The 17,173-nt window shown below is 66.9% G+C and carries 17 protein-coding genes; 3 read left to right on the top strand and 14 right to left on the bottom strand.

Annotated features, from left to right (window positions below; translation table 11 throughout):
- The first annotated feature begins 68 nt into the window (after positions 1-68).
- Genes GGD67_RS22545 through GGD67_RS22535 form a run of 3 tightly spaced genes read left to right on the top strand, consistent with a single transcriptional unit; the run spans position 69 to position 2,551 of the window.
- Positions 69-614: an SCP2 domain-containing protein gene (locus tag GGD67_RS22545; RefSeq protein ID WP_018318081.1), complete on the top strand. Its 546-nt coding sequence runs from the start codon at positions 69-71 to the stop codon at positions 612-614.
- Complete coding sequence (locus tag GGD67_RS22540) at positions 614-1,591, top strand: peptidase U32 family protein (protein WP_179736015.1); 978 nt, start codon at positions 614-616, stop codon at positions 1,589-1,591. The genes GGD67_RS22545 and GGD67_RS22540 overlap by 1 nt, the downstream gene beginning before the upstream one ends.
- A gap of 27 nt (positions 1,592-1,618) precedes the next feature.
- Entirely contained in the window at positions 1,619-2,551 is a 933-nt protein-coding gene (locus GGD67_RS22535) for a U32 family peptidase (RefSeq protein WP_179735912.1), read from the top strand.
- Positions 2,552-2,574: 23 nt separating this feature from the next.
- Here GGD67_RS22535 and GGD67_RS22530 read toward each other — a convergent pair whose 3' ends face one another.
- From GGD67_RS22530 to GGD67_RS22465, 14 genes are read right to left on the bottom strand one after another with little or no spacing between them, the layout of a single operon-like run.
- Entirely contained in the window at positions 2,575-3,201 is a 627-nt protein-coding gene (locus GGD67_RS22530; RefSeq protein ID WP_179735910.1) for an FMN-dependent NADH-azoreductase, read from the bottom strand.
- A gap of 3 nt (positions 3,202-3,204) precedes the next feature.
- Complete coding sequence (locus tag GGD67_RS22525; protein WP_179735908.1) at positions 3,205-4,779, bottom strand: isochorismatase family protein; 1,575 nt, start codon at positions 4,777-4,779, stop codon at positions 3,205-3,207.
- A gap of 21 nt (positions 4,780-4,800) precedes the next feature.
- Positions 4,801-5,649 (bottom strand): N-acyl homoserine lactonase family protein, encoded by an 849-nt coding sequence (locus GGD67_RS22520; protein WP_018318076.1) that lies wholly within the window; start codon positions 5,647-5,649, stop codon positions 4,801-4,803.
- Positions 5,650-5,680: 31 nt separating this feature from the next.
- On the bottom strand, positions 5,681-6,565 hold the full coding sequence (locus GGD67_RS22515) for an amidohydrolase (protein WP_179735906.1): 885 nt from the start codon (positions 6,563-6,565) through the stop codon (positions 5,681-5,683).
- Positions 6,562-7,683, bottom strand: coding sequence for a VWA domain-containing protein (locus tag GGD67_RS22510; protein WP_179735904.1), 1,122 nt, complete (start codon positions 7,681-7,683; stop codon positions 6,562-6,564). Before GGD67_RS22510 ends, GGD67_RS22515 begins: the two co-directional genes overlap by 4 nt.
- The gene (locus GGD67_RS22505; RefSeq protein ID WP_018318073.1) at positions 7,680-8,561 is read right to left on the bottom strand and encodes a MoxR family ATPase; all 882 of its coding nucleotides are present in this window, start codon (positions 8,559-8,561) and stop codon (positions 7,680-7,682) included. The genes GGD67_RS22510 and GGD67_RS22505 overlap by 4 nt, the downstream gene beginning before the upstream one ends.
- A 10-nt stretch (positions 8,562-8,571) precedes the next feature.
- Entirely contained in the window at positions 8,572-9,594 is a 1,023-nt protein-coding gene (locus GGD67_RS22500) for a xanthine dehydrogenase family protein molybdopterin-binding subunit (RefSeq protein WP_018318072.1), read from the bottom strand.
- Position 9,595: 1 nt separating this feature from the next.
- Entirely contained in the window at positions 9,596-11,188 is a 1,593-nt protein-coding gene (locus GGD67_RS22495) for a xanthine dehydrogenase family protein molybdopterin-binding subunit (protein WP_018318071.1), read from the bottom strand.
- A gap of 12 nt (positions 11,189-11,200) precedes the next feature.
- Positions 11,201-11,677: a (2Fe-2S)-binding protein gene (locus GGD67_RS22490; protein ID WP_028143768.1), complete on the bottom strand. Its 477-nt coding sequence runs from the start codon at positions 11,675-11,677 to the stop codon at positions 11,201-11,203.
- Between the two features lie 6 nt (positions 11,678-11,683).
- The gene (locus GGD67_RS22485) at positions 11,684-12,502 is read right to left on the bottom strand and encodes a xanthine dehydrogenase family protein subunit M (RefSeq protein WP_179735902.1); all 819 of its coding nucleotides are present in this window, start codon (positions 12,500-12,502) and stop codon (positions 11,684-11,686) included.
- A gap of 2 nt (positions 12,503-12,504) precedes the next feature.
- Positions 12,505-12,948, bottom strand: coding sequence for an SRPBCC family protein (locus GGD67_RS22480; protein WP_092253134.1), 444 nt, complete (start codon positions 12,946-12,948; stop codon positions 12,505-12,507).
- A 2-nt stretch (positions 12,949-12,950) separates the two neighbouring features.
- Positions 12,951-13,388: an SRPBCC family protein gene (locus GGD67_RS22475; RefSeq protein ID WP_018318067.1), complete on the bottom strand. Its 438-nt coding sequence runs from the start codon at positions 13,386-13,388 to the stop codon at positions 12,951-12,953.
- 9 nt (positions 13,389-13,397) lie between these two features.
- Complete coding sequence (locus tag GGD67_RS22470; protein ID WP_179735900.1) at positions 13,398-16,310, bottom strand: flotillin family protein; 2,913 nt, start codon at positions 16,308-16,310, stop codon at positions 13,398-13,400.
- A 26-nt stretch (positions 16,311-16,336) separates the two neighbouring features.
- Positions 16,337-17,170, bottom strand: a complete 834-nt coding sequence (locus GGD67_RS22465) for a phosphoenolpyruvate hydrolase family protein (protein WP_018318065.1) — start codon at positions 17,168-17,170, stop codon at positions 16,337-16,339.
- Positions 17,171-17,173 lie beyond the last annotated feature (3 nt).

Raw genomic sequence — 17,173 nt, 5'->3', positions numbered from 1 at the left:
GGGTTGTTTTCGGTCTTCATTGTTCCCGCTCAAATACAGCGGCGTGCAATCCGTCCAGATGTGTGGCCATGAATGATCCGTCCGCCGCATCGCCCGGCCCGTTGCCGACGATTCCGCCGCTTGTCGCATTGGCCATGCGTCCGCTGCCTCTGCTGCCGCTGCAGCTCGCTCTCGGCGGTGTCCTGCAGCGGATCCATCGGCGCAACCCCGCAATATTCGACAGGCTCGGGGATCACGCGCGCGCGCGGTTCGGTATCAAGCCGATCGATCTGCCGTTCGCCTTCGTGGTCGAGGCCAGGCCGCCGCGCCTGTCGGTGGTGCGTGACTTGCCGCGTGGTCTGGATGCGCGGATCTCGGCTTCGCTCGCCAATCTTCTGGCGCTGCTCGAAGGCAGGGTCGATGGCGATGCCCTGATGTTCTCGCGTGAGCTCGTGGTCGAGGGCGATGTCGAGGCGGTGCTGGCGCTGCGCAATGCGATCGACGATGCCCAGCTCGATCTGGCCGAAGAGCTGTCCTCGCTGTTCGGTCCGCTGGGCGCGCCGGCGAGGCGGGCCTTCGAGGCGACCCGTGGCCGCGTGATCGCCTCATCCGGCCATGGCGGGCAATCGAGATGATGGAGCTGATCTGTCCTGCCGGCACGCCGGCGGCGTTGAAGAGCGCCATCGATGCCGGCGCCGATGCGATCTATTGCGGCTTCAACGACGAGACCAACGCGCGCAATTTTCCGGGGCTGAATTTCAGCCGCGACGAACTGCGCAAGGGGATCGCGCTGGCGCATGGCCGCGGCGCGAAGATCCTGGTGGCCATCAACACCTTCCCGCGCGCCTCCGCGGTCGACATCTGGCATCGCGCGGTGGACGACGCGGCGAGTGCGGGGGCCGATGCGCTGATCCTCGCCGATATCGGATTGATGGACTACGCCGCGCGGCGCCATCCGAACCAGCGCTTGCACGTCTCGGTTCAGGCCGCGGCCGCAAATCCCGATGCTATCGCCTTCTACGCCGAGAATTTCGGGGCGCGGCGCGTCGTGCTGCCCCGCGTCCTGAGTGTGCCGGAGATCGCCGAGATCACCCGGGAATCGGCCTGCGAGACCGAAGTCTTCGTGTTCGGCGGCCTCTGCGTGATGGCCGAGGGGCGCTGTTCGCTGTCGTCCTATGCGACCGGCAAGTCACCGAACATGCAGGGCGTCTGCTCGCCGCCGAGCCATGTGACCTACGAACAGACTGCGGATGGGACGAAGTCCAGTCTGGGCGGCTTCACCATCAACCGGTTCGGGTCGAGCGAGCCTGCGGGCTATCCGACGCTGTGCAAGGGGCGCTTCTCGACCGCGCAGGGCGCCGGCTATATTTTCGAGGACCCCGTCAGCCTGGATGCCACGACGCTGCTCAAAGGCTTGCGCGATGCCGGCGTGACCGCGCTCAAGATCGAGGGCCGCCAGCGCGGCCGTGCCTATGTCGAGAGCGTGGTGCGCCATTTCCGCCATGCGCTCGCGGCGCTCGCGAGCGGCAGTGAGGCAGACATCGCAAGCCTGAAGCCGTTCACCGAAGGGCAGGCCTCCACGGTCGGCGCCTATCGCAAGACCTGGCGCTAATCTTTTCGAATAGGTGAGGTCCGGAAGATGCAACTCAGCCTCGGTCCCGTTCTGTACAATTGGGCGCCGGAACGCTGGCGCGACTTCTATTTCCGGATCGCCGACGAAGCGCCGGTCGACGTCGTATCCATCGGCGAGGTCGTCTGCTCGAAGCGCTCGCCGTTCTTCGCAGACTTCATTCCGGGCGTGGTCGAACGGCTGCAGAGCGCGGGCAAGCAGGTGTTGCTGGGTTCGCTGATCCTGGTTTCGCTGCGGCGTGAGCGCCGTCAGACCGAGGAGCTTGCGGCGGCCGAAGGCGGGCTGGTCGAGGTCAATGACCTGACCTGTCTCAGGGCGCTCGCAGGCCGGCCGCACGCGATCGGGCCGTTCGTCAACATCTACAACGAGGCGAGCGCGGCCTTTCACGCCGCGCGCGGGGCGAGGCGCATCTGCCTGCCGCCGGAGCTGCCGCTGGCCTCGGTGGCGACCATCGCAAGGGCTGTTCCCGATGCCACGATCGAAGTGTTCGCGTTCGGCAGGGTGCCGCTGGCCATCTCGGCCCGTTGCTATCATGCGCGCCTGCACAAGCTCGCCAAGGACAATTGCCGCTTCGTCTGTGAGAAGGACCCGGATGGTCTCCTTCTGAACACGCTGGAGCAGCAGGACTTCCTGACCATCAACGGGGTGCAGACCCTGTCGCACACCTGCGCCAATCTGCTGGGCGAGGCCGGCATCTTGCGTGAGAGCAACGTCGGCTCACTTCGCCTGTCGCCGCAGGATTGCGACATGGTCGTCGTCGCCAGGACCTTTCGCGACGTGCTGAACGGCCGTGACGATGTCGAGGGCGGCAACCGCCGGCTTGCGGCGGCCTATCCTGGTGTGCCGTTCTCGAATGGGTTTCTGTGGGCAGAGCCAGGGCACGTCTATCGTCAGGCCCGATCAGGCGACGCGCAAGGCTCGGCGCAAATCGGGCCTCTCTGAACGGGTTCGGCGTTGGCGGGCGCTCAGAAATTCGTGGCCATTGCGGCCAGACGTCGATGGGCCCTTTCCCGCGCAGCCTCAATCGGCTGCTGCGGTCCCGTGGTTGGCCCGATCGGCACGAAACGGACATTGTCGATACCGATGAAGCGCAGGATGTCTCGCAGGTAAGGCGTTGCCATGTCGATGCGGCCGCGGTTCATGCCGGTGGCAAAGTCGCTGCCGCTGGCGAGAATCACCAGCGTCGGCCGGTCCTTGAGCAGTGGCAGATAGCCCTGTGACGGGTCGAACCGGAACGTCAGCCCGGGCTGAACGATGATGTCGAACCACTGCTTGAGCTTGTAGGGAATGCTGAAGTTCCACATCGGCGTCGAGATCAGCACCCGATCGGCCAACGAAAACCGCAGCGCCATGCGCTCGGCCTCGGCAAAGCTGTCGCGTTGCGTGTCGTTGAAGGCTTGCCCGTTCATCCGTGCATATTTGGCCTCGGCGATGGGGCCCGAGAATTCCGGCATCCGCTCCCGCCAGAGGTCCACGACATCGAGGTCCCAGTCCGGCCGGACTTGGCGAAAGCCGTCAAGAAAGACGCGCGCGCCGGCACTTGACTCGGAGTCAGGACGTGGCGAGCAGGAGAGGTGCAAAATCTTTGCCACCGCTCATCCCAACGCCCTGATGACGGCATCTGCCCTCGTGACGATCGCGACGTTCTGCATGGCGAAATTGATCGACGCGTGGTGCCAGTCGGCGTTCATGGTCGAGCAGCAATCTTCGGGGACGATCATGAAGTAGCCCTTGTCCGCCCCGGTGCGGGCGGTGTGCTCGACCGACATGTTGGTCCAGGCGCCGGTGTTGATGATCATGTCGCGCCCGGTCGCCTTGAGGATCGTCTCCAGCCGAGTGCCCTCCCACGCGCTCATCCGCATCTTCTCGACGACGAAATCGCCGGGCCGGGGTTCGAGGCCGGAGACGGGCGCCGCGCCCCAGCTTCCGCGCACCATCGCCTTGCTGTCGACGAGGCCTTCGAACAGCGGTGCGTTCAGCGTCACGCCGGGCGCGCCCGGCTCGACGACGAACCAGACATGAATGATCGCAACGCCCCGTGCCCGCGCGGCTTCTGCGAGGCGGCGGACATTCTCGACGACGTGCTGCTGCTTCGCATGCCCGGGAGCGCCCGACTCGGCGAAGGCGCCGCCATCCATGATGACGTCGTTCTGGAGGTCCTGGATGATCATGGCACAGCGCTGCGGATCAAGCCGCATGTCGCCGTCAGCAAGGATAGGCGCCGCCGGCGAGGCGCTTGGCGTCGCGCCGCCGCCGCTTCGCCGGCCGCTCATGTAAGGTTCGTGCCGCGGACCGACCTTGGTCGGAATGGCATAGACCGAATGTGTCGAGGTCAGATAAAGCGTACGGAAATCCGGCCCGCCCCAGGCGAGGTTGGCGACCATCTCGGGCACGCGGACCTTGCCGAGCAGTTCGCCGCGCGGCGAATAGACCCAGACCCCGCCGGGCGCGGTGACCCAGACATTGCCGTGCTGGTCGCACTTCATGCCGTCGGGCAGGCCGGCCTCGAGCTCGGAGCGGATGCCGCTTGCGAACACCCGCGCATTCGACAGCGAGCCGTCGGCATTGACGTCGAAGACGCGGACCACCGCCTGCACGGTGTCGTTGACATAGAGCAGCTTCTCGTCCGGCGAGAAGCACAGCCCATTCGGCTGGTCGAACAGATTGCGCTCGACCACGAGCTTCGGTTCGCCGCCGGGCACGAGGCGATAGACGCCCTGGAAGCCGAGCTGACGCGGCCGCTCGACGCCATAGACCGGCATGCGGCCGTACCAGGGGTCGGAGAAATAGATCGCGCCGGAGGAGTGCACGCAGACGTCGTTCGGGCTGTTCAGCTCCTGGCCCTGGAAGTGCGAAGCCAGCACCTCGCGCCGCCCGTCCGGCCGCTCGCGGATCAGCGACGATGTCGCGTGCTCGCAGACGATCAGATTGAGCTCGGCATCATAGGTCATGCCGTTGCACTTGTTCGAGGGACGCTTGACCTCGGCCACGCCGCGCCGCGCATCCCAGCGCCGGCGCACGTCACCCGGCATGTCCGAGAACAGCAGATAGTGATCGACCGGATGCCAGATCGGCCCCTCCGTGAAGTCAAAGCCGGTGCCGACCTGCGCGACCGGCGCATAGGGGTCGATCAGGGTTTCGAATTCGCTTCGCAAGGTGACGTGCGTCATCGGTCGATCCCCAAGATCATCTCAAGCCGGGAACCAGTTGCGTGCGGGCAGGGATTGCACGATCGGTCCGGGGACCTGATCGTGCAGGCGCCCGACGACGTTGCCGCCTTCGATCTTGGCGGGACGGTCGTGCACCGGCAGCAGATAGCGCGAATTGCTCAGCAGCTTCTTGATCGAGGCCTTCTCGGCGCGCTTGCTGGTGCCGTGGTTGCCCGTCGTGCGCGGCTCCCAATCGTGGATCTCGTTGAAGGGCGTCACGATCTGGTCGTTGAAATCGTAGATCACGTCGCCGCAGATGGTCGCAATCCCGTCGGCCGTCTCGACGATGACGTTCATCGAGCCCTCCGTATGCGCATTGGCGGCGTCGCAATAGACGCCGGGCATCAGCTCGATCGGACCGGTGATCTCGAGGTCGAGGAAGCGCAGCGCGCTCTTGGTGTGCAGCCGGTCGATCAGGTGCTTGATGTCGGGCGCCGGATATTGCGGATGCATCAGGCCGGAGACGGAATATTCGAGCTCCTTGCGGTTGAGCACGACGGTCGTGTTCATCGGAAACAGATCGTCCTTGCCGGCATGGTCGATGTGCAGATGGGTGTGGCAGACGAAGCGGACGTCGCCCATGCGCACTCCGTGGCGCGCGAGCTGGTTCTCGATCATGTTCTCGTGGTACTGCAGGCCGCGCATGCCCAGCGTCTCCATGATCTGGTTGGAGCGGTAGCCGGTGTCGACCACGACCGGATATTTCCCCCCGAGGATCAGGAAGCCGAGGGTGAGGACGCGGCGGGTGCGACCGCAGTCGCGGCCGAGAACCAGAAAGCTCGATTCCAGCTCGATATCGCCATAGTCCAGGATCTTGATCTCCAGCGCCATTCGTTGCCCTCCCTCATCTGTTTCTTGTCTGTCAAAGCCGGTAGACGCGCGTCGCCGTCGTCCTGAAGATGGCGTCCTGCTGCTCCGCGCTGAACGGCGCCGCGGCCGTGCGAAAGGCGCCGACGAGCTCGCGATAGGTGGTCCACAATTTCTCGATTGGGAAATTGGAGCCGAACAGGCAGCGCTCGGCGCCGAAGATCGCGACGGTATCCGCGAGTACGGCAGCGATGTGTGCGGGATCGTTGCGATGGATGAAAGTGCCGAGCCCGGAGAGCTTTGAGACCACGTTCGGACAGGCCGCGAGCCGGGCCATGCCACCGCGCCAGGCGGCGCGACCGCCAGGCGAGAGATCCTCCAGCATGCCGGCATGCTGGAGGATGAAGGTCACGTCGGGGCAGGCCTCGGCCAGCGCTGCGGCGTCCGGCATCTGCGGGGTGAACACCTGCAGGTCGAAGCTCCAGCCATAGCCGGCAAGACGCGCGACGTTGCGGCGGATCATCGGATCGGCGCAGAGATCCGCCCGGGCCGCAAAGCGGTACAGCGGGTTCTCATGCCAGTGCAGCTGCATGCGCACGCCGCGCACCAGCTTGTAGCGCTTTAGGCGGTCGAGCTGCGGACGCACGTCGTCCACGGCGAAATTGGCATAGGCGACGATCGCGTGCGGCCAGCCGTGTTCGTCCGCAGTCTGCTGCACCCACGCGGCCTCGTCCTCGAAGCGGTCGTTGGCCCAGTTGGTCTGCACATAGACCGAGCGCGTGACGCCGGTACCCTTGAGGTCGTCGAGATATTCCTGGATCGGGTAGTCGCGCCGGATCGGCTCGTAAGGTCCGAAGATGCGCGGCTGCATGGGGCCGATCAGCCACGGCAGGTCGGCCTGCCGCCAGATGTGATGATGGCCGTCGACAATATCGGTCACGCCGCTCTCCTTCGTCCCAACGCCAGAATATGCGCGACGATCGACGCGCTCGAACCGCCATCCACGAGGTCATCGACGAAGCGCTCGATGGCGACGAGCGCTTCGGTCTGCGGGCGGAAGCCGGGGCTTGTCGCCAGCGGCGTCAGCCAGCTCAAGCGCCAGGCCCGCCGCGACAATTTCGCGACGGCGTCGCGAAGTGCGTCGGTCTCGCCGCGCTCGAGTCCATCGGAGACGATCACCACCGCGGCGCCGCGCGCATAGCCGCCGAAGCGGGGCACGGCGAGGAAGGCCTGGAGCGCGTCGCCGATGCGGGTGCCACCGTCCCAGTCGCTGACCAGGTGCGCGGCGGCGTTCATGGCCTGCTCGCGGCGCTTCAGCCGCAGCGGGCGGGTGATGCGGGTCAGCCGCGTGCCGAAGGTGAAGACCTCGACACCAGGCGCGGCCTGCAGCAGCGCATGCGCGAGCTTCATGTTCTCCTCGGTGCGGCTCTTCATCGAGCCGGAGACGTCGATCAGCAGCAGCATCTTGCGCGGACGCTGGCGCCGCTTCATGTGACGGAGCCGCAGGATCTCGCCGTCGCTGCGGACAGAGTCGCGTAAAGTGCGGCGGAGATCGGCAAACGATCCGCGACGTGCGCGCATGCGGCGATGGCCGCGCCGTCGCGGCAGGCGGCGCGGTGCCTCGCGCGCCAGGCGGCGTAGGGCGTCGGCGGTTGAGGTCATCCGAAAGTGGCGCTCGACCAGCGCCTCGCTTCGGCTCGCGGCGAGGCCTGACTCGTTGGCCTCGTCGGAGAGCAGGGGCGCTTCGTCGCCGCGGCCCTCCTCCTGGAGGCGGACTGTCTCGTCATCCTCGCCCTCGTCGTCTCGTGCGATGGCCTCGCTGCCGCGGAAGTGGAGATCGAACAGCCGGTCGAAGGTCGCGCGGCGTTCGGGCGGCGGAGCCAGCGTCGCCAGGGCGGCCTGCTTGACCTGCTCGATGTCGCGCGGGCCGAGCAGCTCGATCGCGGCGAGGAATGTCGTGGTCTGCTCCGGCGCCACCGCAAAGCCGTTCGCGCGCAGCAGCGGGACGAACGCGACGAAGATGCGCGCGGCGCGCGGAAGCTGCGGCTCGGGGTTCATGCGGTCGCCTCCGCGAGCATGGCATCGAGCCGCGGCGAGATGAAATGCAGGTCCTCTTCGTCCTTCAGCGCCACGCCGATCGAGCGCTTGAACGCGTCCGGCCAGCGCGCGCCGCCCTTGTGCAGGAGCGTCGCGGCCTCGGCCCAGTCGACGGCCTCGGCAATGCCGGGCGCCTTGCTCAGGGGCTCGCGCCGCAATTTCTCGACGGCTGCGACGACGGCACGTGCCGTGGCTTCGGCGACGCTGGAGGCGCGCATCATGATGATCCGGGCCTCGCGCTCGGCGGTCGGATAGTCGATCCAGTGATAGACGCAGCGCCGGCGGAGGGCCTCATGCAGATCGCGCGTCCGGTTCGAGGTCAGCACGACCACAGGGCGTTCGGCCGCGCGCACCGTGCCGCGCTCGGGAATCGAGATCTGGAAGTCGGACAGGAACTCGAGCAGGAAGGCCTCGAACTCCTGGTCGGCGCGGTCGATTTCGTCGATCAGCAGCACGGTGGAATCGGGCGCGCGGAGCGCGGCCAGCATTGGCCGCTCGATCAGGAAGGTCTCGCCATAGATGTCGATGCTTTCGTCGCCGGCCTGGCGGATCGCCAGCATCTGGCGCGGGTAGTTCCACTCATAGAGTGCGGCGGAGGCGTCGATGCCCTCGTAGCATTGCAGGCGGATCAGTCGCCGGCCGAGCACGGCCGCGATCGCCTTGGCGGCTTCCGTCTTGCCGACGCCCGGCGCGCCTTCGAGCAGCAGGGGCTTGCCGAGCGCGAGGCCGAGATAGGCTGATGTCGCAAGGCCTTCGTCGGCAAGGTAATAGGCCGCCCGAAGCGCTCTCTCCAGCGCCTCCGGACTGTCGATGCCGACGATGTTGCTGCGAACCGCCACGACCGATCCTCTAGCGCCGCGCCTGCGGCCGCGCGCCGCCCTGGGCCTTGATTGCGCGCAACACCTTTTCAGGCGTGATCGGCAGGTCGTCGATGCGTACGCCGACGGCGTTGAAGATCGCATTCGCGACGGCCGGCAGCACCGGATTGGCGCACATCTCGCCGGGGCCTTTGGCGCCGAACGGACCGTCGGGAGCGGGCCGTTCCAGCACGGCGATATCGTGCGGGCAGATGTCGCCGGGGCCCGGCATCAGATATTCGACGAAGTCGCGCGGGCCGTGAACGGGATCGGGATAATAGGGCTCCGGGGTTTCGTAGAGCGCGTGGCTGACGCCCATCCAGGCGCCGCCGACCAGCTGCTGCTCGACCAGACGGGGGTTCAGCGCCCGACCGAGCTCATAGGCGGAGTCCATGCGCACCATCGCGACATCGCCGGTCTCGTCGTCGACCTCGACTTCCGCGACGAGACAGGCATGGGCGTAGCATGTGGCCGGCGACATCTCGCCGGTCTCCGGATCGACGTTGGAGAGCGGGACGAGAAAGATGCCGCGGCCCGAAATGGTCTTGCCCTGCTTGAACTGCGCGGCAATCGCGACATCCTTGGTCGAGATCGAGCGATGCGGCGCGCCCTTGACGTGGATATTGCCGCGGCCGTCGGTTTCGAGATCGGCGGCATTGACCTCGAGTTCCTCGGCTGCCGCCTCCATCATCACCCCGCGGGCCTCTCGCGCCGCGGCCATCACGGCGTTGCCGACCCGGTGGGTGCCGCGCGAGGCGAACGAGCCCATGCAATGCGGGCCGGTGTCGGAATCCGCCGTGTCGACATAGACGTCCTCGACCGGCACGCCCAGCGTCTCGGCGCAGATCTGCCGCGTCACCGACTTCATGCCCTGGCCGAGGTCGATCGACGACAGCGCCACCGTGAACTTGCCGCTGGGATTGGAGTGAACCAGGGCCTGGCTCGGGTCGCCGCCAAGGTTCATGCCGATGGGGTAGTTGATCGACGCCATGCCGCGTCCGCGATGCCTGGTCATGTCAGCGTCTCCTGGTGCCGAACACGGATGAGAACCGCGTCGCGCCATGCGATGGCGAGGCCGGGCGCGGCGGGGGAGGCGGCGGCGTCGGCGGAGGCGGCTCGCGCGGCGGTTCCCGCGTCGCGGTCACCGGCGCGCGGTCATAGCTCGTGCGCTGCTGTGCAGGCGCAGCCGGACGCACACGCGACTCCGTCGGTGTCGGCGGGATCGCGGCGCGGCTGCCGCCGCCGTCCTTGCGCGAGGAGGCGCGCCTGAAATCGTCGCGGATCGGCCATTTGGCCTTTTCGGCAGCGACCTGAACGCATTCGATCAGGGCGGTGTTCTTGGCCTCGCGCCGGTGCGCCTTCATGTCGCCGTCGCGATAGGCATTGAGAATGCGAAACTCCATCGGGTCCATGCCGACGAGGTTTGCGAGCTTGTCCATCTGGCATTCGATCGCAAAGTCCATCGCGGTGACGCCGAAGCCGCGCATCGCGGTCGCGGGCGTGCGATTGGTGAAGACGCAATAGACGTCGCCATAGACGTTCGGGATGGTGTAGGGGCCCGGCAGATGCGCGGCGCATTTCACGGCGGCGTAGCTCGACAGCCGCGTATAGGCGCCGCTGTCGAAAAATGCGCGGATCTTGCGCGCGACGATGCGGCCGTCGCGCATGACGCCGTCCTTTATGTAAATGCGTTCAGCACCGCGCGGCGGGCCGTACTGCATCTCCTCCTCACGGCCGAACACGTAGCGGACGGGCCGTCCCGTCAGCATGGCGCCGAGGATGGCGAGCGGCTCGGTCAAGGTGTCGACCTTGCCGCCGAAGCCGCCGCCGACGGTGCCGCCGATGAAGTGGAACGTGTTGGAGGGCACGTCCAGAATCTTGGCACAGGTGTCGACGGAGAAGAACAGCGCCTGGGTCGAGGTGTAGACGACGTAACGGCCGTTGGTGTCGGGCGCCGCAATGGCGCCGTTGGTCTCGGTGGGCGCGTGCTCGATCGGCGACATCTGGTAGCGCTGCTCCAGCACGTGGTCGGCGCTCGCGAGCGCCGCGTCGGCATCGCCGAAGCGCAGGCGCTGGTGGTCGTAGACGTCGTGATAGATGAAGGCGTTCTTCGGATAGGTCTCGTTGACCACGGGCGCGCCAGGCTTCAGCGCGTCCTCGACGTCGAACACAGCCGGGAGTGGCTCGTAATCGACCTTGACCTTTGCGATGGCCTCGAACGCCTCGCGCTCGCTGTCGGCGACGATGGCGAGGATCGGCTCGCCCTTGTAGCGGACCTTGTCGACCGCCAGCGACGGCTCGTCATCCTTGCCGAAATTGATCAGGCTGAGAAGCGTGTTGAGATTGACCGGCACATCGGTGCCGCGAATGATCCGGCGTACACCGGCCGAACGTTCGGCCTCGGTGGTATCGATGCGGCGGATCCTTGCATGGGCCTGCGTCGAGCGTACGACCTTCAGGTGCAGCATGCCTTGCAGCTTGTGATCGTTGAAGTAGCTCGACGTGCCCGTGACATGGCCGAGCATGTCCTGACGCTGGGTGCCCTTGCCGATTTCTTTTAAGTTATCGTCGCGCTCGTCAGCGAAGATATCTTTGCGCAGTTCCAGCATGGTCGCGTTCCCTTACGCGCTGACCCGGCCGCTCGCGGCGGCAAGGATGGCATTGATGATCGGCTCATAGCCGGTGCAGCGGCAGATGTTGCCGGAGATGGCCTCAATGACCTCGTCGCGGCTCGGCGAGGGATTGCGGTCGAGCAGCGCCTTGGCGGCCATCAGCATGCCTGGGGTGCAATAGCCGCACTGGGCCGCGAAATGGTCGGCGAAGGCGCGCTGCAGCGGGTGCAGGTTCGGGCCCTGCTTCATGCCGTCGAGCGTCTCGATGGAACGGCCGGCTACCGTCTCCGCCAGCGTCAGGCAGGAGAGATGAAGCTCGCCATCGATGAGCACGCTGCAGGTGCCGCAGCCGCCCTGGCCACAGCCGAATTTTGGCGTCATGTCGCCGATCAGCTCGCGCAGCGCCACCAGGAGATTGGTGCCGCCGTCGACGAAGATCGCGACATCGCGGCCGTTGTGACGAAACTGCAGGGGGATTTTTGACATGGCGATCTATTCCTGGCCTGACAGCAGGCGCCGTAGATGCACGCCGACGATCTCGCGGCGATACCAGGCGCTGCCGAGCGCGTTGTCGAAAGGCGATGTTCCCTCGGTCGCGGCGGATGCGGCGGCCGCGATGGTCGCGGCATCGAGCGAGCGGCCCTCCAGCGCGCGCTCGGCGGCACGGGCGCGGATCTGGGTCGGCGCCATCGATCCCAGCGCGATCCGGGCGCCCGCAATCCGTCCGCCGCTGATCGGCAGATGCGCGGCGAGCGTGACGACCGAGCCGCCCTTCGGCTTGATGCGCGCGATCTTGCGGTAGCGGAACGCGTCGCTGCTCGCTGGCCGGGTGCAGGAAACCGACAGCACCAGGGTTCCGGCCTGCCGTTCGCGCGCCTGTAGGAACTCTTCGATCGGGATATCGCGCGCGCCAAAGCCGCCCGCGACGGCGACGGTCGCGTCGAGCGCCAGCAGCGCCACGGTGAAATCGCCGTAAGGACTCGGCGCGAAAAGATTGCCGCCGACCGTGCCCATGTTGCGCACGGCGGGACCCCCGATCGAACGGGCGGGCGCGTGCAGGAAGGCAAGGTCCCGTTCGGCAAGGATGCGCGCGAAGGTGACGCCGGCGCCGAGCGTAATGCGTGGCCCCGAGGCGTCGATCCGGGTCAGCGCCTGGTCCTGGGCGCGGACCACGGTCGAGATCGCGACATCGCCTTCGTTCAGCGCGCGCATCACCAGCGTGCCGCCGCCGAGATACCGCGCGGTGCGGTCCGAGGACAATGCTCCCGCCGCCTCGCTGGCGCTTCCAAACGTCTTCACTGTCACGGCCATGACTATGCGGCCTCCCTCAGATGCCGGCGGATTGCCTCGAACCCGGCCTGGTAAATGTCTTCCGCGACCATGTGGGTGATGCGGTCGCGATCTTCCGGCTTGGTGGTGAAGCGGGACTCCCAGTGCCAGAAGGTGCGGTCGCCGTCGGTGACCGGCAGCAGCCGGACATGGGCGACGTAGTTGAACATCGGCACCGGCGTATCGAGCAGGCAATAGCTGAAGGACTGTTCCAGGTCCGACAGTGCCAGCAATTGCTCGCGCAGCTCGGAGCCGTCGTTGAGCTTGAACCGCCTGATGCAACCGATCTTGTCGGAAGACTGCGCGCGCTCGATCGAGGACGTCGCGACAACCGGATGCCAACGATCGTGTCCGTTGAAATCGCGCAGCACGGTCCACACCGCATCGGTCGGTGCGTCCAGGATCGTGCTCTTGACGACATGCGGCACGGTCAGCCTCCGAACACGCGCTTGAGCGCATCAAATCCGCCCTGGAACACGCCGCCGCCGATATTGCTGACGAGCTCGGTCTCGCGCTCCGGCGCGCAATCGAATTCGGCGGTCCATTCCATGAAGGTCTGGTCGCCGTCGGTGACGGGGGTCAGCCGCAGGGTTGCGACATAGTTCTCGACGCCCATCGGAGATTCCAGGATCGAATAGGTGCAGAACATGTCGTAGTCGGAGAGGCCGAGCAGCTTCTCGCGGATGCGGTCGCCGTTGCGCAGGCGGAAATCCCTGACGCAGCCGATCTTGTCGGCGGGCTCGCCGCCCTCGATGCGGCTTTCGGCGATGGCCGGATGCCAGTTCGGCAGGCCGTTGAAATCGCGCACCCGCGCCCAGACGCGGTCGTTGCGGGCATTGACGACAGTGGAGACGTAAACGCGGGCCATGGCGCGACCTCAGCTCTTCTTCCGCGGCCCGCGCTCGGCCGGCGGCTCGCCGCCCTCGGCCGCGGGCGGGGCGGCCGCCGGCTTGTCGCCGCCACCTCCGCCACCACCGCTCTTGCGGGCGGAGTCCTTGATGCCCTGCATGTCGCGGGCTTCGCGGATCAGGCCCGGCATCTTGGCGAGGCTGCCGCCTTCGACGCCGATGTCGGAAAGGATGGAATCGATCAGCGGCGCCTGGACGCGATAGCGTAGCGCCGAGTCGATGACCTCGTCGGTGGCGCTGCGGCCGCCATTGCCACCATGGCCGTTGCCGTTGAGGCCGTCGACCTGGAGGATGCGGATGCCCTCGATCTTCTCCATCGGCTTGACGCTCTCGCGGACGATGCCCTCGATCCGGTCGAGCAGCTTGCGGCGGAACAGCGAGTAGCGCGCCTGGTCGGTCAGCACGTTCTCGGCCTCGTTCAGCATCCGCTGCGCTTCCGCCTCGACGGCCGCGCGAACGCGCTCGGCTTCCGCGGCGATCCGGGTCTCCTCGGCCTGTTTCTCGGCGAGCAGCACCTCGACCGTCTTGCGCCGTTTGGCGATCTCGCTCTCGCGCGCGGTGATGACGCGCTCGGTGGCTTCGGTCGCGCGCATCCGCGCTTCCTCGGCGGCAGCGCGGGCCGCGGACTCTTCCAGCGATTTCTGGTGGATGGCGATGGCCTTTTCCATCAGCACAGTCTCGACGTCCTTTTCGCGGTTGACCTCGAGCTTGCGTAGCTCGCGCTCACGGCCGACGCGGGCCTCGTCGAGGCCGCGATCGGACGCGATGCGGGCGCGCTCGACTTCCTCGCGGGAGGCGATCTCGGCTTCCTGCAGGGACTGCACGCGGGCGACCTCGAGCTGCTCGATGGCGCGGCGGCGCTCGATGCGGGCGGCCTCCAGCGCCTGCTCGCGCGAGACGTCGGTGGTCTCGACCTCCTTGCGCGCGACGATCTCGGCCTGCCGGACCTGGCGGTCGGCGTCGATCCGCTCGGACTTCTTGGTCGACAGCGCGATGACGCGGTCTTCGTCGGCGATCTCGATCGCCTTCTTCTGCTCGATGTTGAGCACTTCGCGCTTCTTCGACGAGTTGATGCGCTCGGCCTCCAGCGCCAGGTCGACTGTGATGCGCTGGCGCTCGATGGCGTCGCGCCGCTTGAGCTCGGCCGCCTCCAGCACGCCGGCGCGCTCGATTTCGAGCGAACGGGTGTCGCGCTCGGCCTGGATCCGCTCGGCCGCGACCGCCTTCTCCTGGGCGATGCGGGCCGCCTCGATCGCCTCGCGCGAGGCGATGTCGGCCTCCTCGACGGCGCGGTTGCGGGCGATCTCCAGCGAGCGCACGCGCTCCTCCTGGGCGATCCGGCTGGCCTCCGTGGTCTCGCGCGCGGCGATGCCGGCGACGTCGAGCGCCTGGTTGCGCTCGATCTCCAGCTGCCGCGTGTTCTGCTCGGCGGCAATGCGCTCGGCGGCGAGCGTCCGCTCGCGGGCGATGCGGGCGGCCTCGACCGCGCGCTGGGCCTCGATCTCGGCCTCCTGGATGGTGCGCACCTGCTGGATCTCCAGCGCGCGGGTGCGTTCGTCCGAGGAGATGCGCTCGACATTGACGATCAGCGTCTGGGCGATGCGGGCCTTCTCGGTCGCCTCGCGGGCAGCGATCTCGGCCTCGTCGACGGCACGCGTGCGCTCGATCTCGCGGCGCCTGGTTTCCTCCTCGTTGGCGATGCGGGCGTCGGTGACGACGCGGTCCTGCTGGATCCGCGCCTTCTCGATGGCTTCACGCGCCGCGATCTCTGCTTCCTCGACCGTGCGCATCCGCTCGATCTCACGCTGGCGCACGTCGCGCTCGGATGCGATGCGGGTGGTGTCGATCGAGCGCTGGTTGGCGATCCTGGTCTTCTCGATCTCCTCGCGCGCCAGCAGCTCCTTTTCCTCGATGGTGCGGGTCCGCTCGATCTCCTTCTGGCGGGTTTCGCGCTCCGAGGCGATGCGGGCTTCCGCGATCGCCTGGTCGTTGGCGATGCGGGCGCGCTCGATGGCCTCGCGCGCGGAGATCTGCGCCTGCTCGGCCTCGGTTTCGCGCAGCGCCCGTTCGCGGGCCACTTCCGTGCGCTGAAGCGCACGGCGCATCTCGATGTCGCGTTCCTGCTCCAGGCGTGCTGTCTCGCTCTCGCGCTCGATCTCCAGCGCCTGCCGCTCGGCTTCCAGATTGCGCGCGCGGATCTTGATCATCGAATCCTGCTCGATGTCGTTGCGCAGCTTCCGCTTGGCCTCGATGTCCTGCATCAGCTGGGTCAGGCCTTCGGCGTCGAACCGGTTCGACGGGTTGAAGAATTCGAGATCGGTCTGGTCGAGATCGGTGATGGCGACCGATTCGAGCTCGAGGCCGTTCTGGGCGAGGGCTTCGGCCGCGTTGGTCTTGACCCGCACGACATAGTCGCCGCGCCGCTCGTGCATCTCCTCCATGGTCATCTCGGAGGCGACCGAACGGATCGCGGAGATGAACTTGCCGGCCAGCAGCGCATGGAGCTGCCCGGGCTCCATGGTGCGGCGGCCGAGCGTGGCAGCCGCGATCGAGACGGCCTCGCGGGTCGGCTGCACCCGGACATAGAAATCGGCTTCGATGTCGACGCGCATGCGGTCGCGGGTGATCACGGCGTCCTGCCTGGAGCGGACGATGCCCATCGGCAGCACGTTCATGTTGACGGGCGTGTAATCGTGGATGAACGGCAGCACGAACGCGCCGCCATTGATCACCACGCGCTCGCCGAGGAAGCCGGTCCGGACGAACGAGGTCTCCTTGGAGGAGCGATGGTAGAGCCAGTTCACGATATAGACGCCGACCACGATCACGACGACCGCGACGATCAGCCAGAGGATCAATTCACCGACCAACATCCCCGACATCTTTTCCTCCCTCGAACCTTCAGGCGTTACCGCGCGCCGATCGCCTTGAATTGACGTACCTGCTCCGTCAGCGCTCGCTCCACGGGAAGCCGCTCCATCGAGGAGGCCCCGTAGAAGCCGTGGCAATGGCGGGTGTTCTTCATGATGAAATCGGCATCGGCGGGATCAGCGATCGGGCCGCCATGCGCCAGCACCAGGATATCCGGGTTGACGCTGAGCGCGGCGGAGGCCCAGGTGTCGATCTGCGCCGGACAGTCCTTCAGCCTCAATGCGGTCTGCGCGCCGATCGACCCGCCGGTCGTCAGCCCCATGTGGCAGACGACGATGTCGGCGCCGGCGATCGCCATCGCGGCCGCTTCCTTCTCGCTGAACACATAGGGCGTCGTCAGCATGTCCTTGTCGTGCGCCTTGGCGATCATGTCGATCTCGAGCGCGTAGGACATCCCGGTCTCTTCGAGATTGGCGCGGAAGGTGCCGTCGATCAGGCCGACGGTCGGAAAGTTCTGCACGCCTGCGAAACCAAGCGCCTTCAGCTGGTCGAGAAACGCGTCCATGTCGCGGAACGGATCGGTGCCGTTGACGCCCGCGAGCACCGGCGTCTTCGTGACTACGGGCAGCACCTCGCCGGCCATGTCCAGCACGATGGCGTTGGCGTCGCCGTAAGCCATCAGGCCCGCGAGCGAGCCGCGCCCGGCCATGCGGTAGCGTCCGGAATTGTAGATCACGATGAGATCGACGCCGCCGGCCTCCTCGCATTTGGCTGACAGCCCGGTGCCGGCGCCGCCGCCGACGATCGGCTCGCCGCGCTTCGCCATCTCGCGGAACCGCCTCAGGAGTGCTGCGCGTTCAAACCTTGGCATCGC

The organism is Bradyrhizobium sp. IAR9 (assembly GCF_013408065.1).
GTDB lineage: Bacteria > Pseudomonadota > Alphaproteobacteria > Rhizobiales > Xanthobacteraceae > Bradyrhizobium.
Note: the sequence above shows the minus strand (reverse complement) of the source record. Positions and strands in the feature narration are given on the sequence as shown.